The sequence below is a fragment of the Polaromonas sp. P1_F4 genome (genome assembly GCF_056405675.1).
Window position 1 is genome coordinate 1 of record NZ_JBFUBP010000013.1, and the last position, 23,213, is coordinate 23,213.

At 59.9% G+C, this 23,213-nt stretch carries 19 protein-coding genes, 1 tRNA gene and 2 pseudogenes; 13 read left to right on the forward strand and 9 right to left on the reverse strand.

Annotated elements, in window-relative coordinates:
* A pseudogene (locus AC1DYQ_RS20405) lies at window positions 1–245 on the forward strand (IS21 family transposase); the annotation flags it as partial.
* 4 nt (window positions 246–249) lie between these two features.
* A pseudogene (locus tag AC1DYQ_RS20410) lies at window positions 250–351 on the forward strand (ATP-binding protein); the annotation flags it as partial.
* A gap of 291 nt (window positions 352–642) precedes the next feature.
* On the opposite strand, the gene AC1DYQ_RS20415 reads toward AC1DYQ_RS20410, so the two are convergent.
* Window positions 643–1,500, reverse strand: a complete 858-nt coding sequence (locus tag AC1DYQ_RS20415) for a glycine-rich domain-containing protein (protein ID WP_477688327.1) — start codon at window positions 1,498–1,500, stop codon at window positions 643–645.
* A complete protein-coding gene (gene murB / locus AC1DYQ_RS20420; protein ID WP_477688328.1) occupies window positions 1,500–2,564 on the reverse strand; it encodes a UDP-N-acetylmuramate dehydrogenase in 1,065 nt (354 codons plus the stop codon). Before murB ends, AC1DYQ_RS20415 begins: the two co-directional genes overlap by 1 nt.
* A gap of 45 nt (window positions 2,565–2,609) precedes the next feature.
* Here murB and AC1DYQ_RS20425 point away from each other — a divergent pair, with 45 nt between their 5' ends.
* Together AC1DYQ_RS20425 and AC1DYQ_RS20430 are read left to right on the forward strand one after the other, a co-directional pair.
* Window positions 2,610–3,095 (forward strand): YajQ family cyclic di-GMP-binding protein, encoded by a 486-nt coding sequence (locus AC1DYQ_RS20425; RefSeq protein ID WP_477688329.1) that lies wholly within the window; start codon window positions 2,610–2,612, stop codon window positions 3,093–3,095.
* A 7-nt stretch (window positions 3,096–3,102) separates the two neighbouring features.
* Window positions 3,103–3,780, forward strand: a complete 678-nt coding sequence (locus tag AC1DYQ_RS20430; protein ID WP_477688330.1) for a retropepsin-like aspartic protease family protein — start codon at window positions 3,103–3,105, stop codon at window positions 3,778–3,780.
* A gap of 27 nt (window positions 3,781–3,807) precedes the next feature.
* Here the strand turns inward: AC1DYQ_RS20430 and plsY are convergent, their stop codons facing one another.
* The 3 genes from plsY to AC1DYQ_RS20445 form a co-directional block, all read right to left on the reverse strand.
* Entirely contained in the window at window positions 3,808–4,446 is a 639-nt protein-coding gene (plsY, locus tag AC1DYQ_RS20435; protein ID WP_477688409.1) for a glycerol-3-phosphate 1-O-acyltransferase PlsY, read from the reverse strand.
* Between the two features lie 324 nt (window positions 4,447–4,770).
* Window positions 4,771–5,265, reverse strand: coding sequence for an aminoacyl-tRNA deacylase (locus AC1DYQ_RS20440; protein ID WP_477688331.1), 495 nt, complete (start codon window positions 5,263–5,265; stop codon window positions 4,771–4,773).
* A gap of 27 nt (window positions 5,266–5,292) precedes the next feature.
* Window positions 5,293–6,354: an aldo/keto reductase gene (locus AC1DYQ_RS20445; RefSeq protein WP_477688332.1), complete on the reverse strand. Its 1,062-nt coding sequence runs from the start codon at window positions 6,352–6,354 to the stop codon at window positions 5,293–5,295.
* 272 nt (window positions 6,355–6,626) lie between these two features.
* Here AC1DYQ_RS20445 and AC1DYQ_RS20450 point away from each other — a divergent pair, with 272 nt between their 5' ends.
* Complete coding sequence (locus AC1DYQ_RS20450) at window positions 6,627–7,292, forward strand: YiaD family glycine zipper/OmpA-like lipoprotein (protein ID WP_477688333.1); 666 nt, start codon at window positions 6,627–6,629, stop codon at window positions 7,290–7,292.
* A 141-nt stretch (window positions 7,293–7,433) separates the two neighbouring features.
* Here the strand turns inward: AC1DYQ_RS20450 and AC1DYQ_RS20455 are convergent, their stop codons facing one another.
* Window positions 7,434–9,239 carry an acetate--CoA ligase gene (locus AC1DYQ_RS20455; protein WP_477688334.1) on the reverse strand — a complete coding sequence of 602 codons (1,806 nt, stop codon included), beginning with the start codon at window positions 9,237–9,239 and terminating at the stop codon, window positions 7,434–7,436.
* A gap of 8 nt (window positions 9,240–9,247) precedes the next feature.
* On the opposite strand from AC1DYQ_RS20455, the gene AC1DYQ_RS20460 reads away from it, so the two are divergent.
* The 6 genes from AC1DYQ_RS20460 (at window position 9,248) to AC1DYQ_RS20485 (ending at window position 16,197) form a co-directional block, all read left to right on the forward strand.
* Entirely contained in the window at window positions 9,248–10,183 is a 936-nt protein-coding gene (locus AC1DYQ_RS20460; protein WP_477688335.1) for an alpha/beta fold hydrolase, read from the forward strand.
* A gap of 74 nt (window positions 10,184–10,257) precedes the next feature.
* Window positions 10,258–11,362, forward strand: a protein-coding gene (gene prfB, locus AC1DYQ_RS20465) for a peptide chain release factor 2 (protein WP_477647881.1) whose coding sequence is annotated in 2 segments (ribosomal slippage) — window positions 10,258–10,338 and window positions 10,340–11,362 — 1,104 coding nt in all. Because the reading frame shifts where the segments join, the coding sequence is not laid out codon by codon here.
* 68 nt (window positions 11,363–11,430) lie between these two features.
* The gene (pepN, locus tag AC1DYQ_RS20470; RefSeq protein WP_477688336.1) at window positions 11,431–14,154 is read left to right on the forward strand and encodes an aminopeptidase N; all 2,724 of its coding nucleotides are present in this window, start codon (window positions 11,431–11,433) and stop codon (window positions 14,152–14,154) included.
* 18 nt (window positions 14,155–14,172) lie between these two features.
* Window positions 14,173–15,030, forward strand: a complete 858-nt coding sequence (locus tag AC1DYQ_RS20475) for a tetratricopeptide repeat protein (protein ID WP_477688337.1) — start codon at window positions 14,173–14,175, stop codon at window positions 15,028–15,030.
* A 60-nt stretch (window positions 15,031–15,090) separates the two neighbouring features.
* Complete coding sequence (locus AC1DYQ_RS20480) at window positions 15,091–16,098, forward strand: class 1 fructose-bisphosphatase (RefSeq protein WP_477688338.1); 1,008 nt, start codon at window positions 15,091–15,093, stop codon at window positions 16,096–16,098.
* A gap of 23 nt (window positions 16,099–16,121) precedes the next feature.
* Window positions 16,122–16,197 (forward strand) — tRNA-Thr (locus AC1DYQ_RS20485).
* Between the two features lie 173 nt (window positions 16,198–16,370).
* Here the strand turns inward: AC1DYQ_RS20485 and AC1DYQ_RS20490 are convergent.
* Window positions 16,371–17,210 carry a lysozyme inhibitor LprI family protein gene (locus tag AC1DYQ_RS20490; protein ID WP_477688339.1) on the reverse strand — a complete coding sequence of 280 codons (840 nt, stop codon included), beginning with the start codon at window positions 17,208–17,210 and terminating at the stop codon, window positions 16,371–16,373.
* Between the two features lie 391 nt (window positions 17,211–17,601).
* Here AC1DYQ_RS20490 and AC1DYQ_RS20495 point away from each other — a divergent pair, with 391 nt between their 5' ends.
* Together AC1DYQ_RS20495 and AC1DYQ_RS20500 are read left to right on the forward strand one after the other, a co-directional pair.
* A complete protein-coding gene (locus AC1DYQ_RS20495) occupies window positions 17,602–19,692 on the forward strand; it encodes an O-linked N-acetylglucosamine transferase family protein (protein ID WP_477688340.1) in 2,091 nt (696 codons plus the stop codon).
* A gap of 197 nt (window positions 19,693–19,889) precedes the next feature.
* Window positions 19,890–20,795, forward strand: a complete 906-nt coding sequence (locus AC1DYQ_RS20500) for an amino acid ABC transporter substrate-binding protein (RefSeq protein ID WP_477688341.1) — start codon at window positions 19,890–19,892, stop codon at window positions 20,793–20,795.
* A gap of 41 nt (window positions 20,796–20,836) precedes the next feature.
* Here AC1DYQ_RS20500 and AC1DYQ_RS20505 read toward each other — a convergent pair whose 3' ends face one another.
* Window positions 20,837–21,679, reverse strand: a complete 843-nt coding sequence (locus AC1DYQ_RS20505) for a DUF2726 domain-containing protein (protein WP_477688342.1) — start codon at window positions 21,677–21,679, stop codon at window positions 20,837–20,839.
* Between the two features lie 173 nt (window positions 21,680–21,852).
* Entirely contained in the window at window positions 21,853–23,190 is a 1,338-nt protein-coding gene (locus tag AC1DYQ_RS20510) for a hemolysin family protein (RefSeq protein WP_477688343.1), read from the reverse strand.
* Window positions 23,191–23,213: the final 23 nt, after the last annotated feature.

Consider the following 23,213-nt stretch of genomic DNA (forward strand, 5'->3'; position numbering starts at 1 on the left):
CGACATTGAATGTCATCAGACGTTGGGCATTGCGGGATCAGATGTCCATCCGCGAGATCTCAAGGCGTACAGGCCTGGCTCGCAACACCGTGAAGAAGCACCTGCGATCAGAGGAGAGCGAGCCTAAGTACCCAAGACGGGTCAGCTCAAGCAAGCTCGATCCCTACGCCGAGAAGCTGGCCACCTGGCTGGTAATCGAGGCAACAAAATCGCGGAAACAGCGGCGCACTTTGAGGCAGATCCACACAATGTCATATCCTTGAGACTGGAAACGACAGCTATCGGTTCAAAAACAGCTCTGCAAAGACTCAGCCCAAAAAGGAGAAGATCAAGAACTTATCCACATCGTGAGCACCTTCTGCTCACAAAGAGTGTGGGTCAAGATTCGATGGAAAACTCGGGTCAGACTTCAGTGCAATTCAACATAATCTCTCTTTTTAGGCCCTTGGCCAACCGCTAGGGGGCAAAGGGCGCTCACAAGCTTTAGAAACTGCTCTGAAGGCTTCAAAACCCTCATTTTTTGTATCAAAAGTGCTCGAAGCCCCCGTCTAACAAGCGCGAGCAGCTACTAAAAACATAGCAGACGTCAAAAAGCCGCCTTCGGGCGGCTTTTTCGGTGGCCTCTCCTCCCTCTGCCAAACATTAGTCGCCACCCCCGCCGCAACCGCCGCCGCATCCACCACCGTCGCTACCGCCATCACTGCCTGCGTCACTGGAGTTACTGCTACTGCTGTCGGAGCCGCCAAACCCATCCGCATCGCCGCTGTAGCTGCCGTCGGAAAAGCTTTCGCCGCAATAAGCGCCCGCTGAACCGCCTGTTCCGTCGTCGCGCTGAGGCTGGCTGCAATCGGGCAGGTAATGAAAGCCGTTGGGAATCGCCAGCTTCGCGTCCAGGGCAAAGAGCAGCGGCAGGCGGCTGGGCGAGCGCGGCTTGATGGCTTCGTCGCGGCAGGCCCAGTACCAGGCGCGCCGCAGGCCGTCGTTGCTGGAAGCGCGGCGGCCCAGCACTTCGGCCGGCACATGGTCCATGAAACGGCCCAGAACGAGGTCGCACCACTCGCGGTAGGCGCGCGTGTGCAGGATGAATTCGTGCCACATGCTGTCGACCACGCGCGACGGCATGGCCACAAACTTGCCCTTGCTGCGCACGCAGGCCAGGAAGAACTGCCGAAGCCCGCGCTCGACCAGCTCGGTGTCTTTTGCGCTCAGGTGCGGGTAGGTGTCGCGCAGCTTGCGCTTGAGGAACTGCGGCAGCGGCGCCTCGCGCACCAGGCGTTCGCGTTCACGTGTTGCCCACACAGCCAGCACCACCATGGCGGCGACCAGCCCGAATATTCCGGTTGCCAGCCCCGTCGGTTTGCGCCAGCCGGCCTCGCCAGCCATCATCAGCACCACCCAGAGAACGATCAGCACGACCGCAAGCTGCCGCGCATGGCGCAGCACCAGGCGGCGCCAGAGCGCGATGTCGGGCCCGGTGTAGACCTTACCGGCGGTTGCCATCAGACCACCACCGGTTCAGGCTCCAGCAGGATGCCAAAGCGTTCGTACACACTGGTCTGGATGGCCTTGGCCAGCGTCATGACCTCGCCGCCCGTGACCGGGTCGGCCGTGCCGCCGCGGTTAACCAGCACCAGTGCCTGTTTTTCATAGACACCGGCATTGCCGATGGTCTTGCCCTTCCAGCCGCAGGCGTCAATGAGCCATCCGGCGGCCAGCTTGACCGTGCCGTCGGCGAGGTGGTAGTGAACGATTTTGGGCTCCCTCTGGATGATGTCGGCGCATTGCTCGGGTGAGACAGTCGGGTTCTTGAAAAAGCTGCCGGCGTTGCCGATCACCTGCGGATCAGGCAGCTTGGCTTTGCGGATTTCGCAGATCCAGTCGTAAATTTGCTGTGCGTCGGGCGCCTGAATGCCGGACTGCGCCATTTTTTTGTCGATGTCGGCATAGCCCAGCACCGGCTTCCACGCCTTGGGAAGGGAAAAGCGCACCCGCGTGATAAACGCCTTGCCCTCCAGCCCAAAACCATGGGTAGCTGACTCCGGCGCCGAACTGCTGTGTTTGAACACCGAATCACGGTAGCCAAACGCGCATTGCGCGGCATTCAGGGTAAATGACTGGCCGGTCGTCAAATCGATGGCGTCGAGCGACTCAAAGCGGTCTTGCAGCTCCACGCCATAGGCGCCGATGTTCTGCACCGGTGAGGCGCCGACCGTTCCGGGAATTAATGCCAGGTTTTCCAGGCCCGGGTAGCCGTTTTGCAGCGTCCAGGTGACAAGGTCGTGCCAGTTTTCACCGGCGCCGGCCTCAATAATCCAGGCCTTGGCGTCTTCCCTAAGCAGCCGTTTACCCATGATTTCGACCTTGAGCACCAGCGGCTTGACGTCCCCGGTCAGCACGATATTGCTTCCGCCGCCCAGCACAAACTTGGGGGAGGCCTTCAGGGCCGGGTCCTGCAAAGACGCGGCAATATCGGCCTCCTTTGTCACCCGCACCAGGCTGAGCGCCTTGGCGACGATGCCAAAGGTGTTGGAATGCTGGAGTGGAACGTTTTTCTCGACTAACATCCGGGTGATTGTCTCACTCCAACCCCCGAAAAAAAGACTTGCACCATGCCCTCTTTCGACACCGTTCTTGAAGCCGATCTGGTCAAGGTCAAAAACGCCGTGGAAAACACCGGCAAGGAAGTCGGCAATCGCTTTGACTTCAAGGGCACTTCCGCATCGATCGAGTTGAAGGACAAGGACATCATTCTCGTCGGCGACGGCGACTTCCAGATCGACCAGATCAATGACATCCTGCGCTCCAAGCTCGCCAAGGCAGGCGTTGACGTGCGCTTTCTGGACACCGGCAAGATCGAAAAAATCGGCGGCGACAAGGTCAAGCAGACCAACAAGGTCCGCAATGGCATCGACACCGAAACCGCCAAGAAGATCCAGGCCGCCATCAAGACCAGCAAACTCAAGGTGCAGGCCGCCATCCAGGAAGAAAAAGTCCGCGTCACGGGCGCCAAGCGCGACGACCTGCAGGCCGCCATGGCGCTGATCCTGTCGGAGATGAAGGACTTTCCGCTGAGTTTTGACAACCGTCGCGATTAGGATTGCCATGAACCTTCTGCCTGCCCTCACCCAAGCAGCATTTTTGCTGTCCGCGTCTTTGCTGCTGCACGGTGCCGCCCGGGCACAGAACGAAGGCCAGTCAGTGGCTCTGGCCGGCATGATGGGCACCAAGGCCCTGCTGGTGGTCAACGGCGGTTCACCCAAGAGTGTCGCGCCCGGTGAAACACACCAGGGCGTGAAGATTATTTCCACCACCAGCGACCAGGCGGTCATTGAGCAGGGCGGCAAGCGCCACACCTTGCGGGTGGGCGATGCCCCGGTGAACTCAGGTGGCAACACTGCCTCGGCCGGACGGGGGACGCGAATCACCATCAGCGAAAGCGGTGGCGGCCACTTCATGACGGCCGGGCAGATCAACGGGAAGGCCGTGCAGTTCATGGTTGACACCGGCGCCACGAACGTTGCCATGAGTGTCGCTGACGCCGAACGCGCTGGCATCAACTATAAAGAGGGCCAGCCGGTGCGCATGTCGACAGCCAACGGTGTTACACCGGGCTACCGCATCAAGCTCAACTCGGTGCGCGTGGGCGATGTCGAAGTCTTTGATGTCGATGCCGTGGTGACACCGCAACCCATGCCTTTTCTGCTGTTGGGCAACAGCTTTTTATCGCGTTTTCAGATGAAGCGCGACAACAACCTGATGACGCTGGACAAGCGTTACTAGCCTGCCGCAGCGTGTTACGGCCCTCGCCTACTTGGCGGCCTGTTTTGAACCACCGAGCTTCGACTCCGTTCCCTTGATCAGCTTGTTGATGTTCTCGCGGTGGCGATAGATCAGGAGCGCACTGACCACGACCATCATGGCCAGCAGACTCTTGTCGACATACCAGGCGGCCCGGTCGCCAAACAGGTAATACAGCGGCGAAAAAACGGCCGCCACCAGTGATGCCAGTGAGGAATAGCGCGAGAAAAAGGCCACGATCAGCCAGGTTGCCAGCGTGGCAACACCCAATACCCAGCTGACGCCCAGCAACACCCCCGCTGCAGTCGCCACACCCTTGCCGCCCTTGAACTGGAAAAACACCGGGTAAAGATGGCCCAGAAAAGCCGCCAGCCCCACGGCAGCCATTGTTCCTTCGCCGAGGCCATAGTCACCGCCAAACCATTTGACAAGCACCACCGGCACCCAACCCTTGAGGCCGTCCAGCAGTAACGTGATTGCCGCCGCAGCTTTGCTGCCGGAACGCAGCACGTTGGTGGCACCGGGGTTCTTGCTGCCGTAGCTGCGGGGGTCGCTCAAACCCATCACCCGGCTGACGATGACGGCAAACGACAGCGAGCCGATCAGGTAGGCCAGCAAGGTCGCGCCGGCTGAATACACGTAGTCCAAATTCATCTCCCTTGTTATGTGGTGGCCACCGGCATTTCAGCCGTGGCCCGTTGCGTTGTCCATACTGAGAACCTGTTTAATGTCTTTTTGGAGTCGCACAAGTACCTTTTCGGGATGGGATGCAAGGCGCGGTGTGCAGCCCATAGCCCAGCTATGGGCAAGCGCCGCAACGCCGCAGATCGCCCGAAAAGGCACTTGCCCGAAGGGTTGGCGTGAAATCGGGCGATTGGACGCCCCGGCAGCTTGCATGGGCTCCAGCCCATGCGGCGCATCCGAAGCATCCACTCATCCCGATTGCACGCCAATGCGATCTCCAAAAAGACATTAAACAGGTTCTAAGGCGCAGTTGACTGATTTTGCACCCAGCAAGGTGACACAAACCTGCGGGTCAATACCAATCAGGTAGCCCCGCCGCCCGCCGTTGATGGCGATTTTGGGCAGGGCCAGGATGCTTTCCTCGATATACACCGGCATTGCCCTGCGCGTGCCGAAAGGCGATGTGCCGCCGACCAGGTAGCCGCTGTGGCGGTTGGCGACTTCGGGCTTGCAGGGTTCGACCGATTTGGCGCCGATCTGGCGCGCCAGGTTTTTGGTCGAGACCTTGCGGTTGCCGTGCATCAGCACCAGCAACGGTTTGGCATCCTGGTCCTGCATGACCAATGTTTTGACGACAGTGAAAGGATCGAAGCCAAGCACCTCGGCGCTATGCTGCGCTCCGCCGTGCTCAAGGTATTCGTAGGGGTGCTCAGTGAAGGCGACCTTGCTGGCCTTAAGCAAGGCGGTAGCCTGGGTTTCGCTGACGTGATCTTTTTTTGCCATGACGCAACGTGCGCAGCAGACCGCAGCTTACAAGGCTGGGTCGCGCGTTTCCCATCGGATTTTGTCGATTTCGGCAAGTACTTCCGGCGTGAGCTTGGTGCCCCAGGCATCCAGGTCTTCGTCCAGTTGCGCGACCGTCGTCACGCCGATGATGGTGCTGGCCACATGCCACTTGGTGTAGCAGAACGCCAGCGCCAGCTGGGTCGGGGTCAGCTTGTTGTCACGCGCCAGCGCGTTGTAGCGCCGGGCGGCGGCCAGTGCCTCGGGGCGGCCCCAGCGTTGTTTGCGCACCGACTCGAATTTTGCGATGCGTGCATCTTTGGGCGCGGCCGGGCCTTCAGTGCCGGACTGGTCGTATTTGCCTGTGAGCAAGCCGAAGCCCAGGGGCGAATAGGCCAGCAACGAGACACCCAGGCGGTGCATGGTTTCGTCCAGGCCGTTTTCCACCGTGCGGTTGACGAGGCAGTATGGGTTCTGCACCGTCGCCACACGCGGCAGGCCATGCTGCTCGGCCAGGCGCACAAACTCGTGCACGCCATACGGGGTTTCGTTGGAAAGCCCGATAAAACGCACCTTTCCGGCTTTCACCAAAGCGCCGAGTGCCTCGAGCTGCTCATGGATCGACGTGGCCGAGCGCTCTTGCGCAGGGTTGTAATACAGCGCGCCAAACGCCGGCACGTGGCGTTCAGGCCAATGAATCTGGTAGAGGTCGATGACATCGGTCTTCAGCCGCTTCAGGCTGGCATCGCACGAAGCCAGAATGTCTTGGGCCGTCATGCCGCTGCCTTCACGCACCCAGGGCATGCCGCGCGAAGGTCCGGCTACCTTGGTAGCAAGCACCAGCTTGTTGCGTGCGGAAGGATTTTTCGCGAACCAGTTGCCGATGATGGTTTCGGTCGAACCGCAGGTCTCGGCGCGCGCCGGCACCGAATACATTTCGGCGGTGTCGAGAAAGTTGACGCCGCGCTCCAGTGAGCGGTCCAGGATGGCATGGGACGTGGGCTCATCCACCTGCTCGCCGAATGTCATGGTGCCCAGGCAAATGGGGGTCACGTGAAGGTCGCTGGAGCCGAGTTGAACTTTATTCATGGAGGAGCCACATGTGAGATTGAAGAGGCCGTACGACAGCAAAAACGCTGTGACGGAATTCACGGAATTGACAAAACGGCTAGTTTAAGGTCTCCGTAAACGGCGTGCAGGCGCGCCTATCTCGCGCCCTTGTCTTACAACTGCTCACTTTTTGCATGCCTAGTATTCACACACCCGCGCTTTAATGCGCTGCTGATTGAAGTGAGACCGACAACCGCTCTCCTTCACTCCGATATCTAGATTAACTACATTCACTTTCCGAGGAGCATTTCATGAACAAACTGACCATCACATCCATTACCTGTGCGGCGCTGGCTGCGTTGACCCTCTCCGGCTGCGCCAACATGAGCGAAACACAACAGGGCACCGCCAAGGGCGCCGGTATTGGCGCTGTGGCAGGGGCCGTGCTGGGTGCAGCGACCGGCGGATCCAAAGGCGCCGCCACCGGTGCTGTTCTGGGCGGCGCTGTAGGCGCCGGCGGTGGTTATATCTGGTCCAAGAAAATGCAGGACCAGAAAGCCGCCATGGAAAAAGCGACCGTCGGTACCGGTGTGGCCGTCAGCCAGACCACCGACAACCGCCTGAAGCTCGACATCCCGAGCGACGTTTCTTTTGACGTGGGCCGTTCCGCCATCAAGCCGAACTTCGCCCCCATCCTGAACCAGTTCGCCACCAGCCTGAACCAGAACCCGGTGACGACCGTGACCATCATCGGCCACACTGACAACACCGGCTCTGACGCCATCAACAACCCGCTGTCCATTGACCGTGCCGATTCGGCCCGCGATTACCTGGTCAGCCGCGGTGTGGCGCGTACCCGCATCGTGACGGACGGCCGCGGTTCGCGCGAGCCGGTTGCCGACAACAACTCACAGCAGGGCCGTGACAAGAACCGCCGCGTTGAAATCTATGTGGCTGAGCAAGTCGCTGGACGTTGACACACCCCTGTCCGCACTCACTTCGTGTAGTGCGTTCTCCCCTTGCAGGGGACGGCGCCTGCGGCCTGGCAAAGCCAGTTCCGCGTCGCCCGCTGGAACAAAAAAAGCACCTTCGGGTGCTTTTTTTATGGCGGTTCGCTGCTACGCTTTTGATGCTTTGAAACGTTCTTCTTCCTGCAACCGCAGCACACGCCTTTGCACCTTGCCAGTGGTCGTCATCGGTAGCGCATCAATGAACTCAATCTCTTTCGGGTACTCGTACGGCGCCAGCATGGTCTTGACGTGGGCTTGCAGCTGCAGCGTCAACTCATCATCAAATCGGGCTGTACCGCCCGGGTGACGGGCGCGAGCAGCTATCAAATCAGGAGCAAGCACCACATAGGCTTTCACGACTGCGCCGCGCTCGCGGTCGGGCTTGGGCACCACGGCGGCGTTGGCGACGGCTGCGTGCTTGACCAGGCAGTTCTCGATCTCGCCGGGGCCGATGCGGTAGCCGGCGGCCTTGAAGACATCGTCGGCGCGGCCTTCGTACCAGAGGTAGCCGTCGGCATCGCGCCTTGCCAGGTCGCCGGTGCGGCACCAGTCGCCGGTGAACTTGCCGCGGGTGGACTCTTCTTTCTTCCAGTAGCCGAGAAAGAAAATCGGGTCGGGGTCGCCGTGGATGTCGTAGCGGTTGACCGACACATCGCCCGGCACGCCCACCGCGCATTCCTTGCCTTCGTCATCAATCACCGCCACGCGGTGGCCCGGGTAGCCTTTGCCCATGCTGCCCGGCCGGGCGGGCCAGAAGCGGCTGCAGTTGCCCACCACATAGTTGATTTCGGTCTGCCCGAACATTTCATTGACGGTGACGCCCAGCTGCTCCTGGCAGTACGCAAACACGGCATCGCCCACGGCTTCGCCGGCACTCATCATGGCTTGCAGTTTCAGTTTGAAATGCTGTCTGGGCCGGGGGTAGGCCTTCATCATGGCCTTGAGGGCCGTCGGGAACAGAAAGGTGTGCGTGACCCCCTGCTCCGCCATCAGGCTGAAGGCCAGCTCGGGGCTAAAGCGGCCATTGAAGGCAACGATGGGCCGGCCGAAGTACAGGCTGGGCAGCAAGGCGTCCATCAAACCGCCAGTCCACGCCCAGTCGGCAGGCGACCAGAAAACCGCGTCGGATTTTTTATTCGTCCGGGCATCAAAGCCAAACCAGTTCTGGCTACAGATGAATCCAGGCAGGTTGCCGACCAAGGCACGGTGCGGCAGCAGCGCGCCCTTGGGTGGGCCGGTGGTACCGCTGGTGTAGATCAGGATCGCGCCTTCGTCGGCCTTGGTCTTGACGGCGGTGAAGGCGCTCCTATGTGTCGCTAACGCAGTCTCGTAGTCCACGTCACCTTTGCCCTGCGCCGTACCTGCTGCCACCACCGTGCGCAACGCCGGACAGTTGCCGCGGATGGCATTCAGGCTGTCAATCGAACTTTCGTCGCAAATAGCCAGCACCGCATCGCTGTCCTGCAGACGATATTCGAGCGCGTCAGGGCCGAACAGCATGGACAGCGGCATGGCGACCGCCCCCATCTGGAACACCGCCATATAAGCCACAGCGGTTTCAAAACGTTGCGGCATCACGATGGCAACGCGGTCGCCGCGCTGAACGCCCAGGCCGGCCAGCACGTGGCTCAAGGCATCGGCAGCGCCCTGCAGTTCCGAATAGGTATAAGAAACGGCTGCAGCGCCCGGCTGGTGAGCGCGAACAGCTATTCTTTTAGTAGCGCCCGCCGTTGCACCTTCACCCCTGGCCCAGCGGCTGCAACACACTTCGGCGATGTTGAAGTGCTCGTCAACCTGCCAGCGGAAGCCGGCGTGCAGCGCTGCGTACTGGTCGGCTTGCCCGACGGCGGGGGATTTGGGACCGGCCGGCTTGTCCCTGTTTTGACTGCGCGTCAACTCGTGTCTCTTTATCATGGGAACCAATGTACAAAGAAAAACGATCATCACGCAGCGAGTTTGTCCCTATACGTGGCTTGAGTTACCACGTGTGGCTCTGGGAAAGCGCAGCAGGCGCGAGCCCCTCATTGCCGCCGCTGGTTCTGGTGCACGGCTGGATGGATGTGGCGGCCTCCTACCAGTTCATGGTTGATGCGCTGTCGGATGCCTTCGTCAGCGGCCGGACCATCATCGCGCCCGACTGGCGCGGTTTCGGGTTGACCGGCTCCGGCCCCGCAGGCAACCCTGCTGACAATTATTGGTTTCCCGATTACCTGGCGGACCTGGATTTTCTGCTTGACCATTACGCAGGCGACAAACCCGTTGACCTGGTAGGCCACAGCATGGGCGGCAATGTCGCCATGCTGTACGCGGGCGTGCGGCCGGCGCGCATCCGCAGGCTGGTCAATCTGGAAGGCTTTGGCCTGCCGTCCAGCCAGGCTGGGCAGGCTCCCGGGCGCTATGCCCAATGGATGAATGAACTCAAAAGCCTGCATCGGGGCGAGCTGGAACTCAAAGCCTATGCCGACGTGGCCGGTGTGGCGCGCCGCCTGATGAGAACCAACCCGCGCCTGTCCGCCGACAAGGCCGGCTGGCTGGCCAGCCATTGGTCCCGGAAAAATGCCGAAGGGAAATGGGAGATTCTGGGAGAAGCTGCCCACAAGATCACCAGCGCGCAGCTCTACCGCGTCGATGAAGCCCTCGAGGTCTACCGCTGCATCAGCGCGCCGGTGCTGGCCGTCGAGGCGTCCGACGATTCACTGGCCACCTGGTGGCAGGGCAAATACTCCCTGGCCGAGTACCACGAGCGGCTCAAACAGGTGCGCGAAGCCCGTGTCGCCGTGATCCAGGATGCCGGCCACATGCTGCACCACGACCAGCCGGAACAGCTGGCAACACTGATTGAGGGCTTTCTGGACTGAAAGGCACCGCATCATGAGAAAATAGCGGGTTCAGCCGCCAATGCGGCGATCACCCATTTCAGGACAAAAAAATCATGGACGCAGAACGCATCAACCTCATCAGCAACCAGCTCGTGGACCTCAGCAACCGGGTCAATGAACTTCGGGGGTATCTTTGACTACCCTGCCAAAGAACGAAAGCTGAACGAAGTCAACGCCGCACTGGAAGACCCGAAGGTCTGGGACAACCCCAAACGCGCGCAGGAACTCGGCAGGGAAAAGAAATCGCTGGAAGACGTGGTCCATGTGATCGACCGCCTGAGCGCCGAGCTGGCCGACAACACCGAGCTCTTCGAGATGTCCAAGGCCGAGGGCGACGACGCCGGCATGCAGACGATTGAAGGCGAAGCCGCCAAGGTGGCTGCGGAAGTCGAAAAGATGGAATTCCGCCGGATGTTCAACAACCCGGCCGACCCCCTGCCCTGCTTCCTGGACATCCAGGCCGGCGCGGGCGGCACCGAAGCCTGCGACTGGGCCAGCATGCTGCTGCGCCAGTACCTCAAGTACGCCGAACGCAAGGGTTTCAAAACCACCGTTGAGGACGAGTCGCCCGGCGACACGGCCGGTATCAAGGGTGCGACCATCAAGATCGAGGGCGAATACGCTTTCGGCCTGCTGCGCACCGAAACCGGCGTACACCGCCTGGTGCGCAAGTCGCCGTTCGATTCGTCCGGCGGGCGCCACACCTCGTTCGCTTCGGTGTTTGTCTACCCCGAGATCGATGACTCCATCGAGATCGAGATCAACCCTTCAGACGTACGCACCGACACCTTCCGCGCCAGCGGCGCCGGCGGCCAGCACATCAACAAGACCGACTCGGCCGTGCGCCTGACGCACATTCCGACCGGCATTGTGGTGCAGTGCCAGGACGGCCGCAGCCAGCACAGCAACCGCGACGTGGCCTGGAAGCGCCTGCGTTCGCGGCTGTATGACTTCGAATTGCGCAAGCAACAGGAAGCGCAGCAAAAACTCGAAGACACCAAAACCGATGTGGGTTGGGGCCACCAGATCCGCAGCTATGTGCTGGACAACAGCCGCATCAAGGACCTGCGCACCAATGTGGAAGTCTCGGCCACGCAGAAAGTGCTGGACGGCGACCTGGACGTGTTTATTGAAGCCTCACTCAAACAAGGTGTGTGAGGGCGTGTGAGCGTGTGCCTTTCGACGCGCTCCGGAAGTTGTGAAATTTTGATTTTCAGGAATTAACCATGCTGCATATGCTTGACGGAGCGAGCCCCGGCGCCGCGGTGGTCATCAACCGCGCCGACTACGTCGCGCCCGCCTACTGGATCGACACGGTCGATCTGTGCTTTGACCTGGACCCGCAGAAAACGCGCGTGCTCAACAAGATGAGCCTGCGCCGCAACCCGGACGTGCCGGCACAAGCCCTGAAGCTGGACGGCGAAGAGCTCAATCTCTCCCGCGTTCTGGTGAACGGCCAGGGCACCTCATTCAAGATGGAAGGCAACCAGCTGGTGCTGGAAAACCTGCCAGAAGGCACCGAGCCCTTCGAGCTGGAAATTTTCACCACCACCTGCCCCGCCAAAAACACCAAGCTGATGGGCCTGTACGTCAGCAACAACTCCTTCTTCACGCAGTGCGAGGCCGAAGGTTTCAGGCGCATCACCTATTTCCTGGATCGCCCGGATGTGATGGCCAGCTACACCGTGACCCTGCGCGCCGACAAGGTGCAGTACCCGGTGCTGCTGTCCAACGGCAACCTGGTCAGCCAGGGCCCGCTGGAGCCCGGCCCCAACGGCGCGCGGCATTTTGCCAAGTGGGTAGACCCGCACAAGAAACCGAGCTACCTCTTTGCCCTGGTGGCTGGCCAGTTGGTCAGTCGCGAGCAGCGCATCACCTCGCGTGCCGGCAAGCAGCACACGCTGCAGGTTTATGTGCGCCCCGGCGACCTGGACAAGACCGAGCACGCCATGACTTCGCTGATGCATTCGGTCGCCTGGGACGAGGCTCGCTTCGGCCTGCCGCTGGACCTGGAGCGCTTCATGATCGTCGCCACCAGCGACTTCAACATGGGCGCGATGGAAAACAAGGGCCTGAACATCTTCAACACCAAGTACGTGCTGGCCAACCAGGCCACCGCCACCGACGTTGATTTCTCCAATATTGAAAGCGTGGTCGGCCACGAGTACTTCCACAACTGGACGGGCAATCGCGTCACCTGCCGCGACTGGTTCCAGCTCAGCCTGAAGGAAGGCCTCACGGTGTTCCGCGACCAGGAGTTTTCACAAGACCTGTGCGGCGAGGCCTCAGCCCGCGCCGTCAAACGCATCGAAGACGTGCGCGTGCTGCGCACCGCGCAGTTCCCCGAAGATGCCGGCCCCATGGCCCACCCGGTGCGACCCGACAGCTATGTCGAGATCAGCAACTTCTACACCGTCACCATTTATGAAAAGGGCGCCGAAGTCGTCCGCATGATGCAGACACTGGTGGGCCGTGAGGGCTTTGCCCGCGGCATGACGCTCTACTTTGAGCGCCACGACGGCCACGCCGTGACCTGCGACGACTTCGCGCAGGCGATTGCCGACGCCAACCCGATGTCGGACCTGGCGCGCCTCCTGCCGCAGTTCAAGCGCTGGTACAGCCAGGCCGGCACGCCGCGTGTGCACGCCCAGGGTGCTTATGACGCGGCGGCGCGCACCTACACCCTCATGCTGTCGCAAAGCTGCATGCCCACGGCAGGGCAAGCCGTGAAGGAACCGTTTGTCATACCGGTCGGCCTGGGCCTGCTGGGCGCAGACGGCCAGGACTTGCCGCTGCAGCTGGCCGGTGAGAGCCAGGCCCCTGCCCGCACCCGTACCGTAGTGCTGACGCAGGCCAGCGAGACGCTGACTTTCGTCAACATCGATGCCGAGCCGGTGCCCTCCATCCTGCGCGGCTTCACCGCCCCGGTGGTGCTGGAGTTTGACTACACCGATGCCCAGCTGCTGCACCTGCTGGCGCATGACAGCGACCCCTTCAACCGCTGGGAAGCCGGACAACGCCTGGCGGTCAACCGCGCTATCAAATCAATAGCTGGTGGCGCAGGCTCCGTAACGGTTGCGGTGCTCGACGATGCTTATCTGGATGCGATGCGCCAGGTGCTGCGCCACCCCGCGCTGGACTCTGCATTTAAAGAACTGGTGCTGACCCTGCCGTCTGAAACCTACCTGGCCGAGCAGCTGGATGTGGTGGACCCGCAGCGCATTCATGCAGTGCGCGAAGCCATGCGCCTGCAGCTGGCCACAGCCCTGGCAGCCGACTGGCAAGCCGTGTACGAGGCCAACCACGATACCGGCGCTTACACGCCTGACCCGGCCTCCTCGGGCCGCCGCGCGCTCGCGGGAATGGCACTCACGCATCTGTGCCTGGCGGCCCAGGCCTCTGGCGATACCGTCTGGCCGGGCAAGACCCTGCAGCGCTTCAAGGACGCCGGCAACATGACCGACCGCTTCAACGCGCTGGCCGCGCTGGTCTCCAGCGGCCATGCCCTGGCCGCCGAGGCGTTGCCGCTGTTCCACGCCATGTTCAAGGACGAAGCCCTGGTCATCGACAAATGGTTTGGTCTGCAGGCCGGCGCGCCGGATCGGAACGGCAACATCCTGCCAGCCGTGAAGCAACTCATGAAGCATGCCGACTTCAGCCTGCGCAACCCCAACCGCGCGCGCAGCGTGGTCAGCACCTACTGCCAGGGTAACCCGGCCGCCTTCCACCGCGCGGACGCCGCGGGTTATGTGTTCTGGAGCGACCGCGTGATGGAGCTCGACACCATCAATCCGCAAGTGGCCGCCCGCCTGGCGCGCGCGCTGGACCGCTGGAGCAAGCTGGCCGAGCCCTACCGCAGCGCGGCGCGCGAGGCGATCGCGCGCGTTGCAGCCAAGACTGATTTGAGCAAAGACACACACGAAGTCGTCTCTCGCGCACTGGCCGACTGAACGCGTACGGCACCCGCCATGGCATTCTTCACATTCAATACCCCCGCACAGCGGTTTGCGAAGAAGTTCAACCCGCTGCGCGACACCGTGTACGACGCCAGCGGCATGTTCAGCGGTTCGCGCATGTCAGCCGACCTGGCCGCGCTTGAGCCTCTGGCCGAGGCCCTGGGCGCCGACTCCGTCGAGCTGACTGACTTGCTGTGGTTGCAGTTCGTGGTGTTCCGCAAACGCCAGCTGGATGCCGAGGGCCTGCCCCTAGGCCTGCGCGCCCTGGCCATCCGCGCTGCCAAGGGCAGCCTCACGCCCACCGAGCGCTACGAACAGCATTACGCCATCGGCGAGTCGGCCCTGGAAGTCGAGGAATATGACACCGCCGTCGAGCACCTTCAGCAGTCGGCTCACTGGGCCGCGCACGAAGGCGCCACGCTGGGCGCCGACCAGAAGCTGGGCATCCGCGAAGAGATCGGCTATGCCCTGCACGAGGCCGGCCGCTTCGCCGAGGCGCTGGCACACAACCGGCAACTGCTGGCAGATGCACAAAGCGCCTTCGGCTCCGGCACGGACAAGCGCCTCTCCGGCCTCATCAACAACCTGGCGCAAAATACCTACGAGCTCGGCGAGCATGCGCAGGCGCAGGCCTGGCTGCAACAGCGCCTGGCGCTGGGCCAGGCCTTGCAGGACACCGACATCGTGCTGGACACCTTGTTCCAGCTCGGCGTGCTCGCGCACGAAACGGACCAGCCCGCCGAAGCGCGCGCCCTCTTTCAGCAACGCGTGGACATTGCCCGTGCGAAGGACGACGAGGACCTGCTGGACGACGCCCTGACCACGCTTGCCGAATTTGAAGAACGCGAACAGCAAGGCGAGCCTGGCTAAGCGCCCCGCCCAGCCATACGCTGTCCAAACGAACTATCCCTCAATCGAACGGAGCCCCCTATGTCCCAAAAAATCTCCCTGACCCGCTACCTGATCGAGCAGCAGCGCATCGACGGTCACATTCCCTCGCAGCTTCGCCTGCTGCTCGAAGTGGTCGCCCGCGCCTGCAAGAGCATCAGCCAGGCCGTCAACAAGGGTGCGCTCGGCAGCGGCATGGGCAGCGCCGAAAGCGAGAACGTGCAGGGAGAGATCCAGAAGAAGCTGGACATCATTGCCAACGAAGTGCTGATTGAGGCCAATGAATGGGGCGGCCACCTGGCCGGCATGGCCAGCGAGGAAATGGAAGGCATTTACGTGGTGCCGAATCGCTACCCCCAAGGTGAATACCTGCTGCTGTTCGACCCGCTCGACGGCTCCAGCAACATCGACATCAACGTCAGCATTGGCACCATTTTCAGCGTGCTGAAAATGCCCGAGGGCGATCGCGGTGTGGATGAAGGCGACTTCCTGCAGGCCGGCCACAAGCAGGTAGCGGCGGGTTACTGCATCTACGGCCCGCAGACCACCCTGGTGCTGACCGTCGGTGACGGCGTCGCCATGTTCACGCTGGACCGTGAGCAGGGCTCCTTTGTGCTGATCGAGGAAAACGTGCAGATCCCGGCCGACACCAAAGAGTTCGCCATCAACATGAGCAACATGCGCCACTGGGACGCCCCGGTCAAGCGCTACGTGGACGAGCTGCTGGCCGGCAAGGACGGTCCGCGCGGCAAGGACTTCAACATGCGCTGGATCGCCGCCATGGTGGCCGACGTGCACCGCATTCTGTGCCGCGGCGGCATCTTCCTCTACCCCTGGGACAAACGCGAGCCCGAAAAGGCAGGAAAACTGCGCCTGATGTACGAAGCCAACCCCATGAGCTGGCTCATCGAGCAGGCCGGTGGCGCCGCCACCAACGGCAAACAGCGCATCCTGGACCTGCAGCCCACCAAGCTGCACGAACGGGTCAGCGTGATCCTCGGCTCCAAAAATGAGGTCGAACGGGTGACCTCCTACCACTCCGGGCTATAATTGAAGGCTGTATTTCATAAAAAGCCGGTGTAGCTCAGTCGGTAGAGCAGCTCATTCGTAATGAGAAGGTCGGGTGTTCGATTCATCTCTCCGGCACCAATTCAGGCGGAAATAGCGATAGTGGTCACTTACCGGTGATCGCTGAGGTCACTTCTGGTGACAGTCGATTTTCCGCATTAAAAATGCCTCCTTTGTGGAGGCTTTTTCTTTTCGGTAGGCAAGCATTTACCGCCGACTCAACCCAAACCTTGTTGATTTCTGCTGCCCTCTCATCAGCAAGACACAAAACCTGTTCTCGCAGCAGCTCTCGCAGCGGTACACACTACAGTGAGGGTTCCAAAATCGTAAAACGCTGAATGACCGATGTCACCGCTGGGCTCAGGAACGCCTATGGGAACAAAGAAGGTTGCTCTATATTCGTTTACCAAACCAGAAGGGTAAGTGAACTTGTCAAGCACCACATAGGCACGCGATAAGTCCGTTTCGGCTACAGAAAGAGCATCTTCTGTCACTGGCACCAGGAGGTTTTTCCTGGTGTAGTTTTTGTCAATGTATGCATCCCGAAATTTTCTTACATCTTCTGCCGTTGCTTTACGAATAATTCCATCTCGAATGGCTTTATCAAGAGCAGGTCGGGGGTCGGGCTCCGCAGACTTGGTGTCTTGTAGCTCGAAGCAAGTTCCTTCCTTGCACTTCAAGATTTCAGCAAGCTCTTTCTCGCGCCTATCCGTCATCTCTTGCCAACACATGGCGATCGCTACACGGCGGAAGCTTCCTCCTTCCCAGTCCCCCGTGGAGAACATGCAATCCGAGTCGCGGAACTCAAGCCATGCCTTCTGCGATTTGCGCAGAGCATTTTTCAAGTCGGTACTCACCAAGCGTCGCATCAATAGCCGATAGGTATCGTTCAGAGCGACGTCCTTCGTGTAGTAGCCATACCAAGCGCAAAGAGCCATGTCTCCAGTGCCATCGCAGCCTTTTGAGATTTCTTCATGAATCTCTTTTTCTGTATAGCCTTTTTGCCCCTGTGCCATAGCTCGGATAGCTCTGTCGTTGCCCAAAGAATAGGTCGTTGTGAGCAAGAGAAGTGCGAGAACTGCAGTGAACTTCATGGTGAGAACTAACGTTGGATTAAATCGATGTCCTGTGTGACTCTATTGTCCGGGGTTTCAGGCATATACAAGGGATGTGATCAGCACCATTTTTGGATATCCCCCCGTGGGTGTCGAATTTCCGCACTGAGCTGCCCTTAAAAATTGACAGCTTAAAGGCTCCTGTTAGATATATGAAAGCATCTCTTCGGAACCAATTGAAAGTCCGACTCGACTACAGCGCCCCTAAGTTGCACACCCGTCTTGTTCAATAGTGAGGTAAGGACGCCCTCGTCTGGCAATTGCGTGAACGTCCAAAAAAGGGGATTAGCCCCAGCCTTGGCCTCAGTCGCGCCTGTTTGCGCGTGAAGGGCATGCGAAGATATAGCCTCCCGGAAACCAAAAAATCAAAATGCTGGAACAGCTTCTTTCCCACTACATCAGCAATGCCGGCACGGCCAACGCCCGCGGTGAATACACCGTCGCTGCTGAGTGGTGCCAACGCAGTCTTCAACTGGCCCCTGACCTGCCAGAGGCCTGGTATCACCTGGGAACCGCATTCGGAGGGATGGGCAAGAGATCTGAGGCGGTAGCCGCCTTTGAAAAGGCCCGGATTCGGACACTCAATTCGGCGGACGCGCAAAACAGCATCGGCCTGCGGCTAACAGAGTTGGGCGCATACGCAGAAGCGGAACAATGTCTGAATCAAGCACTGGCAGTGGCTCCTGACTATGCGTTTGCTCACTCCAACATGGGCAAACTTCGGAGCAAACAAAGACGCCTGGAAGATGCCGAAGCGTCCGTCAGGACCGCAATTGCATTGAATCCGGATCTGGTACCAGCCTATGTCAATCTTGGTGGTTTATTGAGCGACCAGAAGAATTACGAAGCCGCCGAAGCGGCCTGCCGCAAGGCGACCGAACTGGCGCCAGATTCAGCCGAGGCCTGGCTCAACCTGGGCGTCGCGTTGAACGGACTGAAGCAGCATGAGGCAGCCGAATCCTCATATGCCAAAGCGATTGCGCTTGCGCCAAATCTGCCCGACGTGTGGATCAATTTGGGAATCACCCTCAATGAGATGAAACGGCATGATGCAGCCGCCGACTGTTACAAGCGGAGCATGGAGCTGGATGCGAATGTCGAATTCGTGTTTGGCTCGCTATTGCACGCAAAAATGAAAGTTTGCGACTGGCATTCACTTGCCTCCGATCTGCCAAAAATTTTCCAGGAAATCGAGCATGGGAAGAAGGTGGCAATGCCGTTCGAAATCCTGGGGCTCACAACGGACTTGGCGTTGCAGGTGCAAGTGGCCGCAATATGGGTCAAAGATAGATGCCCAAACTCAGCCACCGTCAGCTCCATCCCCAAACGCCAGCGGCACGAAAAAATCCGGGTTGGATACTTTTCCGCTGACTTTCACGACCATGCAACCATGCATTTAATGGCTGAGTTGTTTGAGAGACACAATCGATCCAGGTTTGAGCTGTACGCCTTCTCATTTGGTCCGGACAAGAAGGACGCGATGAGGAACAGGGTTTCGGCAGTTTTTGACAAGTTTTTTGATGTACGGCTCCAATCCGATAAAGCCGTCGTACAACTTTCAATGGACCTGGAAATAGATATTGCCATCGACCTGAGTGGTTTCACACTGGGAAGCCGGCCGGATATCTTTAGCCTGAGAGCTGCGCCTGTTCAGGTGAACTATCTCGCCTATCCGGGTACGATGGGCGCCGATTTCATGGACTATCTGATTGCAGATAAAACAGTCATCCCCGAGTCCAGCCAACAGCATTACAGCGAAAAGATCGTCTACCTTCCCAATAGCTATCAGCCAAACGACAGCAAGCGTTTTATTACAGACAAGGCACTGAGCCGCGGGGAAGCTGGCCTGCCCTCAAACGGTTTCGTCTTCTGCTGCTTCAACAACAATTTCAAGATTACGCCTGAAGTTTTCGATTGCTGGATGCGAATATTGAAGGCCGTGGAAGGAAGCGTCCTCTGGCTTCTTGAGGACAACCCAAAAGCCACCGCCAATTTGACTGAAGAAGCGCTGCAAAGAGGCATTGCCTCGGAACGGCTGATTTTTGCAAAGCGAGTATCCTCCGCCGACCACCTTGCAAGGCATCGCCTGGCCGACCTGTTTTTGGATACGCTGCCTTACAACGCACACACAACAGCCAATGATGCCCTGTTGACGGGACTGCCCGTATTGACGTGCATGGGCGAATCTTTCGCCAGCCGGGTGGCCGCAAGCCTGCTGCATACGGTTGGCTTGACCGAGCTGATTACCTCGAACATGACGGACTATGAGACCTCAGCGATTGAGCTGGCGACCGTCCCCCGGCGCCTGGCACAGATCAAGGAAAAACTGGCTCGAAACAGGCTGACAACACCGCTGTTTGACACGCCTTTGTTCGTCAGTCACATCGAGGCTGCTTACACGGCAATGTATGAGCGCTATCAGAGCGACCTGCCGCCTGCATGCATTTACGTTCAGCAATAGTTCTGCAGCGGTCATTGCCGGACTGAAGGCACCCTGGAAATCAACAGTGGGTGCGATCCTGGGCTTTTTTTATTCATAGCCGCCGATGATTGCAACACAATGAGTACCTTGGTCGTACCGGGAAAGTCATCCCCCCGCATTGTTTGCGAACCTGGCCCTTTTCCATAAGAATCAAACCCAGCAACAGGGGGATTCGTATGGGGATAATTCCGCTTCGTCCTTTTCGACAACGGCTGTTTCCGGCCGTCCTGGCCATAGCGGCGATTGCCGTACCGCAGTGGGCCCAAGCGCAGGCCACACTGGAGAAAATCAAGAGCCGCGGGCAGATCAATGTGGGCTACCGCGCAAACTCCGCGCCCTTCTCGTTTCACCAGACGGCGGAAAAGCCTCTGGGCTATAGCATCGAATTCTGCAAACCCATCATCGAACGGCTCCGCCAGGCTGCCGGCAAGCCGAACCTGCCGGTACGGTATATCGAAACGTATGTGGACGCCCGTACACGCTTGCTGTCTGAAGGCAGTGTGGATTTGCTGTGCGAGAACGTGACCGACACACCGGAGCGCCGGGCGCGGATGGATTTCTCGACACCGATTTTTATCGAAGCCATCCAGGTGGCGGTGCGCACCAAGGACAAACTCAGTGCGCTCGACCAACTGCAAGGCAAAAGCATTGTGGGCATTGCCGGAACCACCGTGGTTCCCGCACTGGATCTCTACGCGCAGCAGCATTCATTGAAGTGGCAGCACGCCAAAGCAGTCAACGCGGATGCCGCCCTCGGACAGTTGCAACTGGGCTGGGTGGCAGGGTACGCCCGCGACGGTGTAGCGCTCGCCGCGCAATTGGCGAGCCTGCCCAATGCAGGCGACTACCTGATCCTGCCCGAACGCCTGTCGGTAGAGCCTATTGCCATTGCCTACCGCAAGGGGGATGCAGTCATGGGTGACCTGGTGAACGCCTCTATCAAGGAATCCATGCGCAGCGGTGCAGCGCAAGGCTGGTATGAACAATGGTTTTTAAAGCCCCTGAAACCGGGCGGCAAACCGCTGACAACCGTGATGCCGGCGGAAACGAAGGCATTGTTTGACACCGCGAAAGCAAATTGAGTAAAGCCTGAAGACCGCAACAGCGCTGCGGCTTTAAACGCTCAGGCGTTGGTGCCGTTCGGCGTATCCGGCTCTTCCGGTGTGATGAAAGAGTCTTCCCACTGCACAGCAAAATTGTGGTCGGCGTTGTCATGAACAATGCCGGAACCGGTGCTGAGCGGGTCGAAATTTGTGAACCGTATCCTGCGGTTGCGTTCCAGCTTGGCTTGCAGGCTGCTTCGGGCCGCCGCGATGTCCATGCTGGCGACTTTTGGCGCCTCTTCCAGGAGGGTTCCGTTGGCAGCGCGCATGGTATCGGGCACGGTGGCCATGGCATCGGCGTCGGCATCCACCTCGACAGGTAAGGCCAGGGGAGGCTCTCCGAGCACGGCGGGTTCGTCGTCGGTCAGGTCGATTTCCCCGAGGAACGCCGCGCGAACATCTTCCAGAGTGGGAAGGTTGCTCGCACGCACGACGGCGTAGGCAATCCCGCATTCCTCGAACAGCTTGCGCTTGAGGTCACGGTTGCTGGCCTTGAGCCCACGGGGCCCGGGAACATCCAGGCAACCAATGACGGTGCCATCCGCGGCGCATACAGTGAAAGTGCAGTAAACGGTTTTGAGCAATTCAAAGGAACGCTGCCCCTCGGCTTCGGTCCGTGGGGAGACGAAGCGGATGACAGGGACTTTGATCAGGACATGGTGGTCAAAAAAGGCCCGCTGAAGCCAATGCCATACGTCCTGTTCGGACTCCAGCAACAAAGGCCTCGGCTGCAAGTGCCATTGCGAGGGAAGGCGCCTTTTTTTGCGCGCGGAACGCGCCAGCCAACCATGGTGGCACGCTGCTCCCGTCGCCATTGCAGACACCGCTGTCGCAGTGAGCGCCAACACAAAAACATCAAACATGAGTGCCTTAACTTTTTTTCAGTTTAAACACAGCACCGCCAAGTTACAACTATTTACGTATGAAGGTGTTGTGAAGGCGACTCATGTTGAATCCAATCTACCTAAAAGCGGCCTTTTTTCACATATATGTTCCACCGATACAACCCGGGCACCCCACCAGGAGACACAAATACTTACATATCGGGTTCCACCGGGATAGGGCTGGCCAGGATCTTGTCGATCCGCTTGCCATCCAGGTCAAGGACTTCGAAGCGCCAGCCCGCGCATTCCACCCGCTCGGCCGTTTTCAGCAACCGCCCCGAAACGCTTTGAAGCAGGCCGGCCACCGTGTTATAGCGGCCCCGGCCTTCCTCGGGCAGCTCCCTGATATCCAGACGGGCTTTGAGTTCAGAGACAGGCATGACACCGTCAATGAGCCAGCTGCCGTCCTCCCTTTCGGTGGCCCATGCGTCCATCTGCGCGCCGGGCTGCAACTCACCGGTAATGGCTTCCAGCATGTCCATGGGGGTCATGAGGCCCTGCACAACCCCGTATTCATCGACTACAAACACAATGCGGGTGGAACGGGCCCGGAACTGCTCCAGCAACTCCATGCCCGTGAGCGTTTCCGGCACGAAGACCGCCGGCACTGCATAAGCGCCTATGCGGTCGGTCACCGAGGGTACCGCGCCCGAGCTCTGGCCGGAAGCGGCGGGCTGGATCTGGCCGCGCAGCGCGAGCAGCTTGGCCACATTGACCACGCCCACCACGTCATCAAGACTGCCGCGGCACACGGGATACCACGAGTGGCCAGTGGCGCCCGCCTTGTCGATGGCCTGGGCAATGGTGTCGGAAGCATCGAGCCACTCGATGTCGGAACGCGGCAGCATCAGTGAAGTGAGCAGGCGGTCATCCAGCAGAAACACGTTCTGCACCATCTGGTGTTCATGCTCCTCAATCAGGCCGGCGTCCACGCCCTCCTCCAGGCTGGCCGCGATTTCTTCTTCGGTGACGGCCCGGCCGGCGCTGTTGTCGATCCGCAGCAGCTTGAGTACCGCCTGCGTGCTGATGGACAACAGCCTGACGAAGGGTTTGAAGCCCGTCGCCACCCACATCATGGGCCTTGAAACCAGACGTGCAACGGTTTCCGGGTAGAGCTGCCCAATGCGTTTGGGCACCAGCTCGCCAAAGACGATGGTGATGAAGGTGATGACGGTCACTACCAGCGCGGTAGCGGTGATCTCGGAGACGCGCGGCCGCACGCCGAAGGTCTGAATCCACGCCGCCAGGCCGCTGCTGAAGGCCGCCTCGCCAATAATGCCGTTGAGCATGCCGATGGAGGTGATGCCGACCTGCACCGACGAAAGAAACTGCGTAGGGTTGTCCAGCAGTCCCAGCGCCGCCTGCGCCCCCTTGTCGCCGGATTCGCCCATGGCCGAGAGCCGGGCTTTGCGGCTCGAAGCCAGCGCCATCTCCGACATGGCAAACACACCGTTGAGCAAGGTCAGAAAAGCAATCAGGAAAAAGTCCATGGGGCCTGGCGCAAAATAAACAC

Excerpts from the sequence above, each read along its gene's own strand:
- AC1DYQ_RS20440 (WP_477688331.1), bottom strand. The coding sequence starts at position 5,265 with ATGGCAAAAAAAGATCACGTCAGCGAAACCCAGGCTACCGCCTTGCTT.
- AC1DYQ_RS20510 (WP_477688343.1), bottom strand. The coding sequence starts at position 23,190 with ATGGACTTTTTCCTGATTGCTTTTCTGACCTTGCTCAACGGTGTGTTT.
- AC1DYQ_RS20480 (WP_477688338.1), top strand. The coding sequence starts at position 15,091 with ATGTCCCAAAAAATCTCCCTGACCCGCTACCTGATCGAGCAGCAGCGC.
- AC1DYQ_RS20505 (WP_477688342.1), bottom strand. The coding sequence starts at position 21,679 with ATGTTTGATGTTTTTGTGTTGGCGCTCACTGCGACAGCGGTGTCTGCA.
- AC1DYQ_RS20445 (WP_477688332.1), bottom strand. The coding sequence starts at position 6,354 with ATGAATAAAGTTCAACTCGGCTCCAGCGACCTTCACGTGACCCCCATT.
- AC1DYQ_RS20425 (WP_477688329.1), top strand. The coding sequence starts at position 2,610 with ATGCCCTCTTTCGACACCGTTCTTGAAGCCGATCTGGTCAAGGTCAAA.
- AC1DYQ_RS20500 (WP_477688341.1), top strand. The coding sequence starts at position 19,890 with ATGGGGATAATTCCGCTTCGTCCTTTTCGACAACGGCTGTTTCCGGCC.
- AC1DYQ_RS20475 (WP_477688337.1), top strand. The coding sequence starts at position 14,173 with ATGGCATTCTTCACATTCAATACCCCCGCACAGCGGTTTGCGAAGAAG.
- pepN (WP_477688336.1), top strand. The coding sequence starts at position 11,431 with ATGCTGCATATGCTTGACGGAGCGAGCCCCGGCGCCGCGGTGGTCATC.
- AC1DYQ_RS20430 (WP_477688330.1), top strand. The coding sequence starts at position 3,103 with ATGAACCTTCTGCCTGCCCTCACCCAAGCAGCATTTTTGCTGTCCGCG.
- AC1DYQ_RS20415 (WP_477688327.1), bottom strand. The coding sequence starts at position 1,500 with ATGGCAACCGCCGGTAAGGTCTACACCGGGCCCGACATCGCGCTCTGG.
- AC1DYQ_RS20495 (WP_477688340.1), top strand. The coding sequence starts at position 17,602 with ATGCTGGAACAGCTTCTTTCCCACTACATCAGCAATGCCGGCACGGCC.
- AC1DYQ_RS20450 (WP_477688333.1), top strand. The coding sequence starts at position 6,627 with ATGAACAAACTGACCATCACATCCATTACCTGTGCGGCGCTGGCTGCG.
- murB (WP_477688328.1), bottom strand. The coding sequence starts at position 2,564 with ATGTTAGTCGAGAAAAACGTTCCACTCCAGCATTCCAACACCTTTGGC.
- AC1DYQ_RS20460 (WP_477688335.1), top strand. The coding sequence starts at position 9,248 with ATGTACAAAGAAAAACGATCATCACGCAGCGAGTTTGTCCCTATACGT.
- AC1DYQ_RS20455 (WP_477688334.1), bottom strand. The coding sequence starts at position 9,239 with ATGATAAAGAGACACGAGTTGACGCGCAGTCAAAACAGGGACAAGCCG.
- AC1DYQ_RS20490 (WP_477688339.1), bottom strand. The coding sequence starts at position 17,210 with ATGAAGTTCACTGCAGTTCTCGCACTTCTCTTGCTCACAACGACCTAT.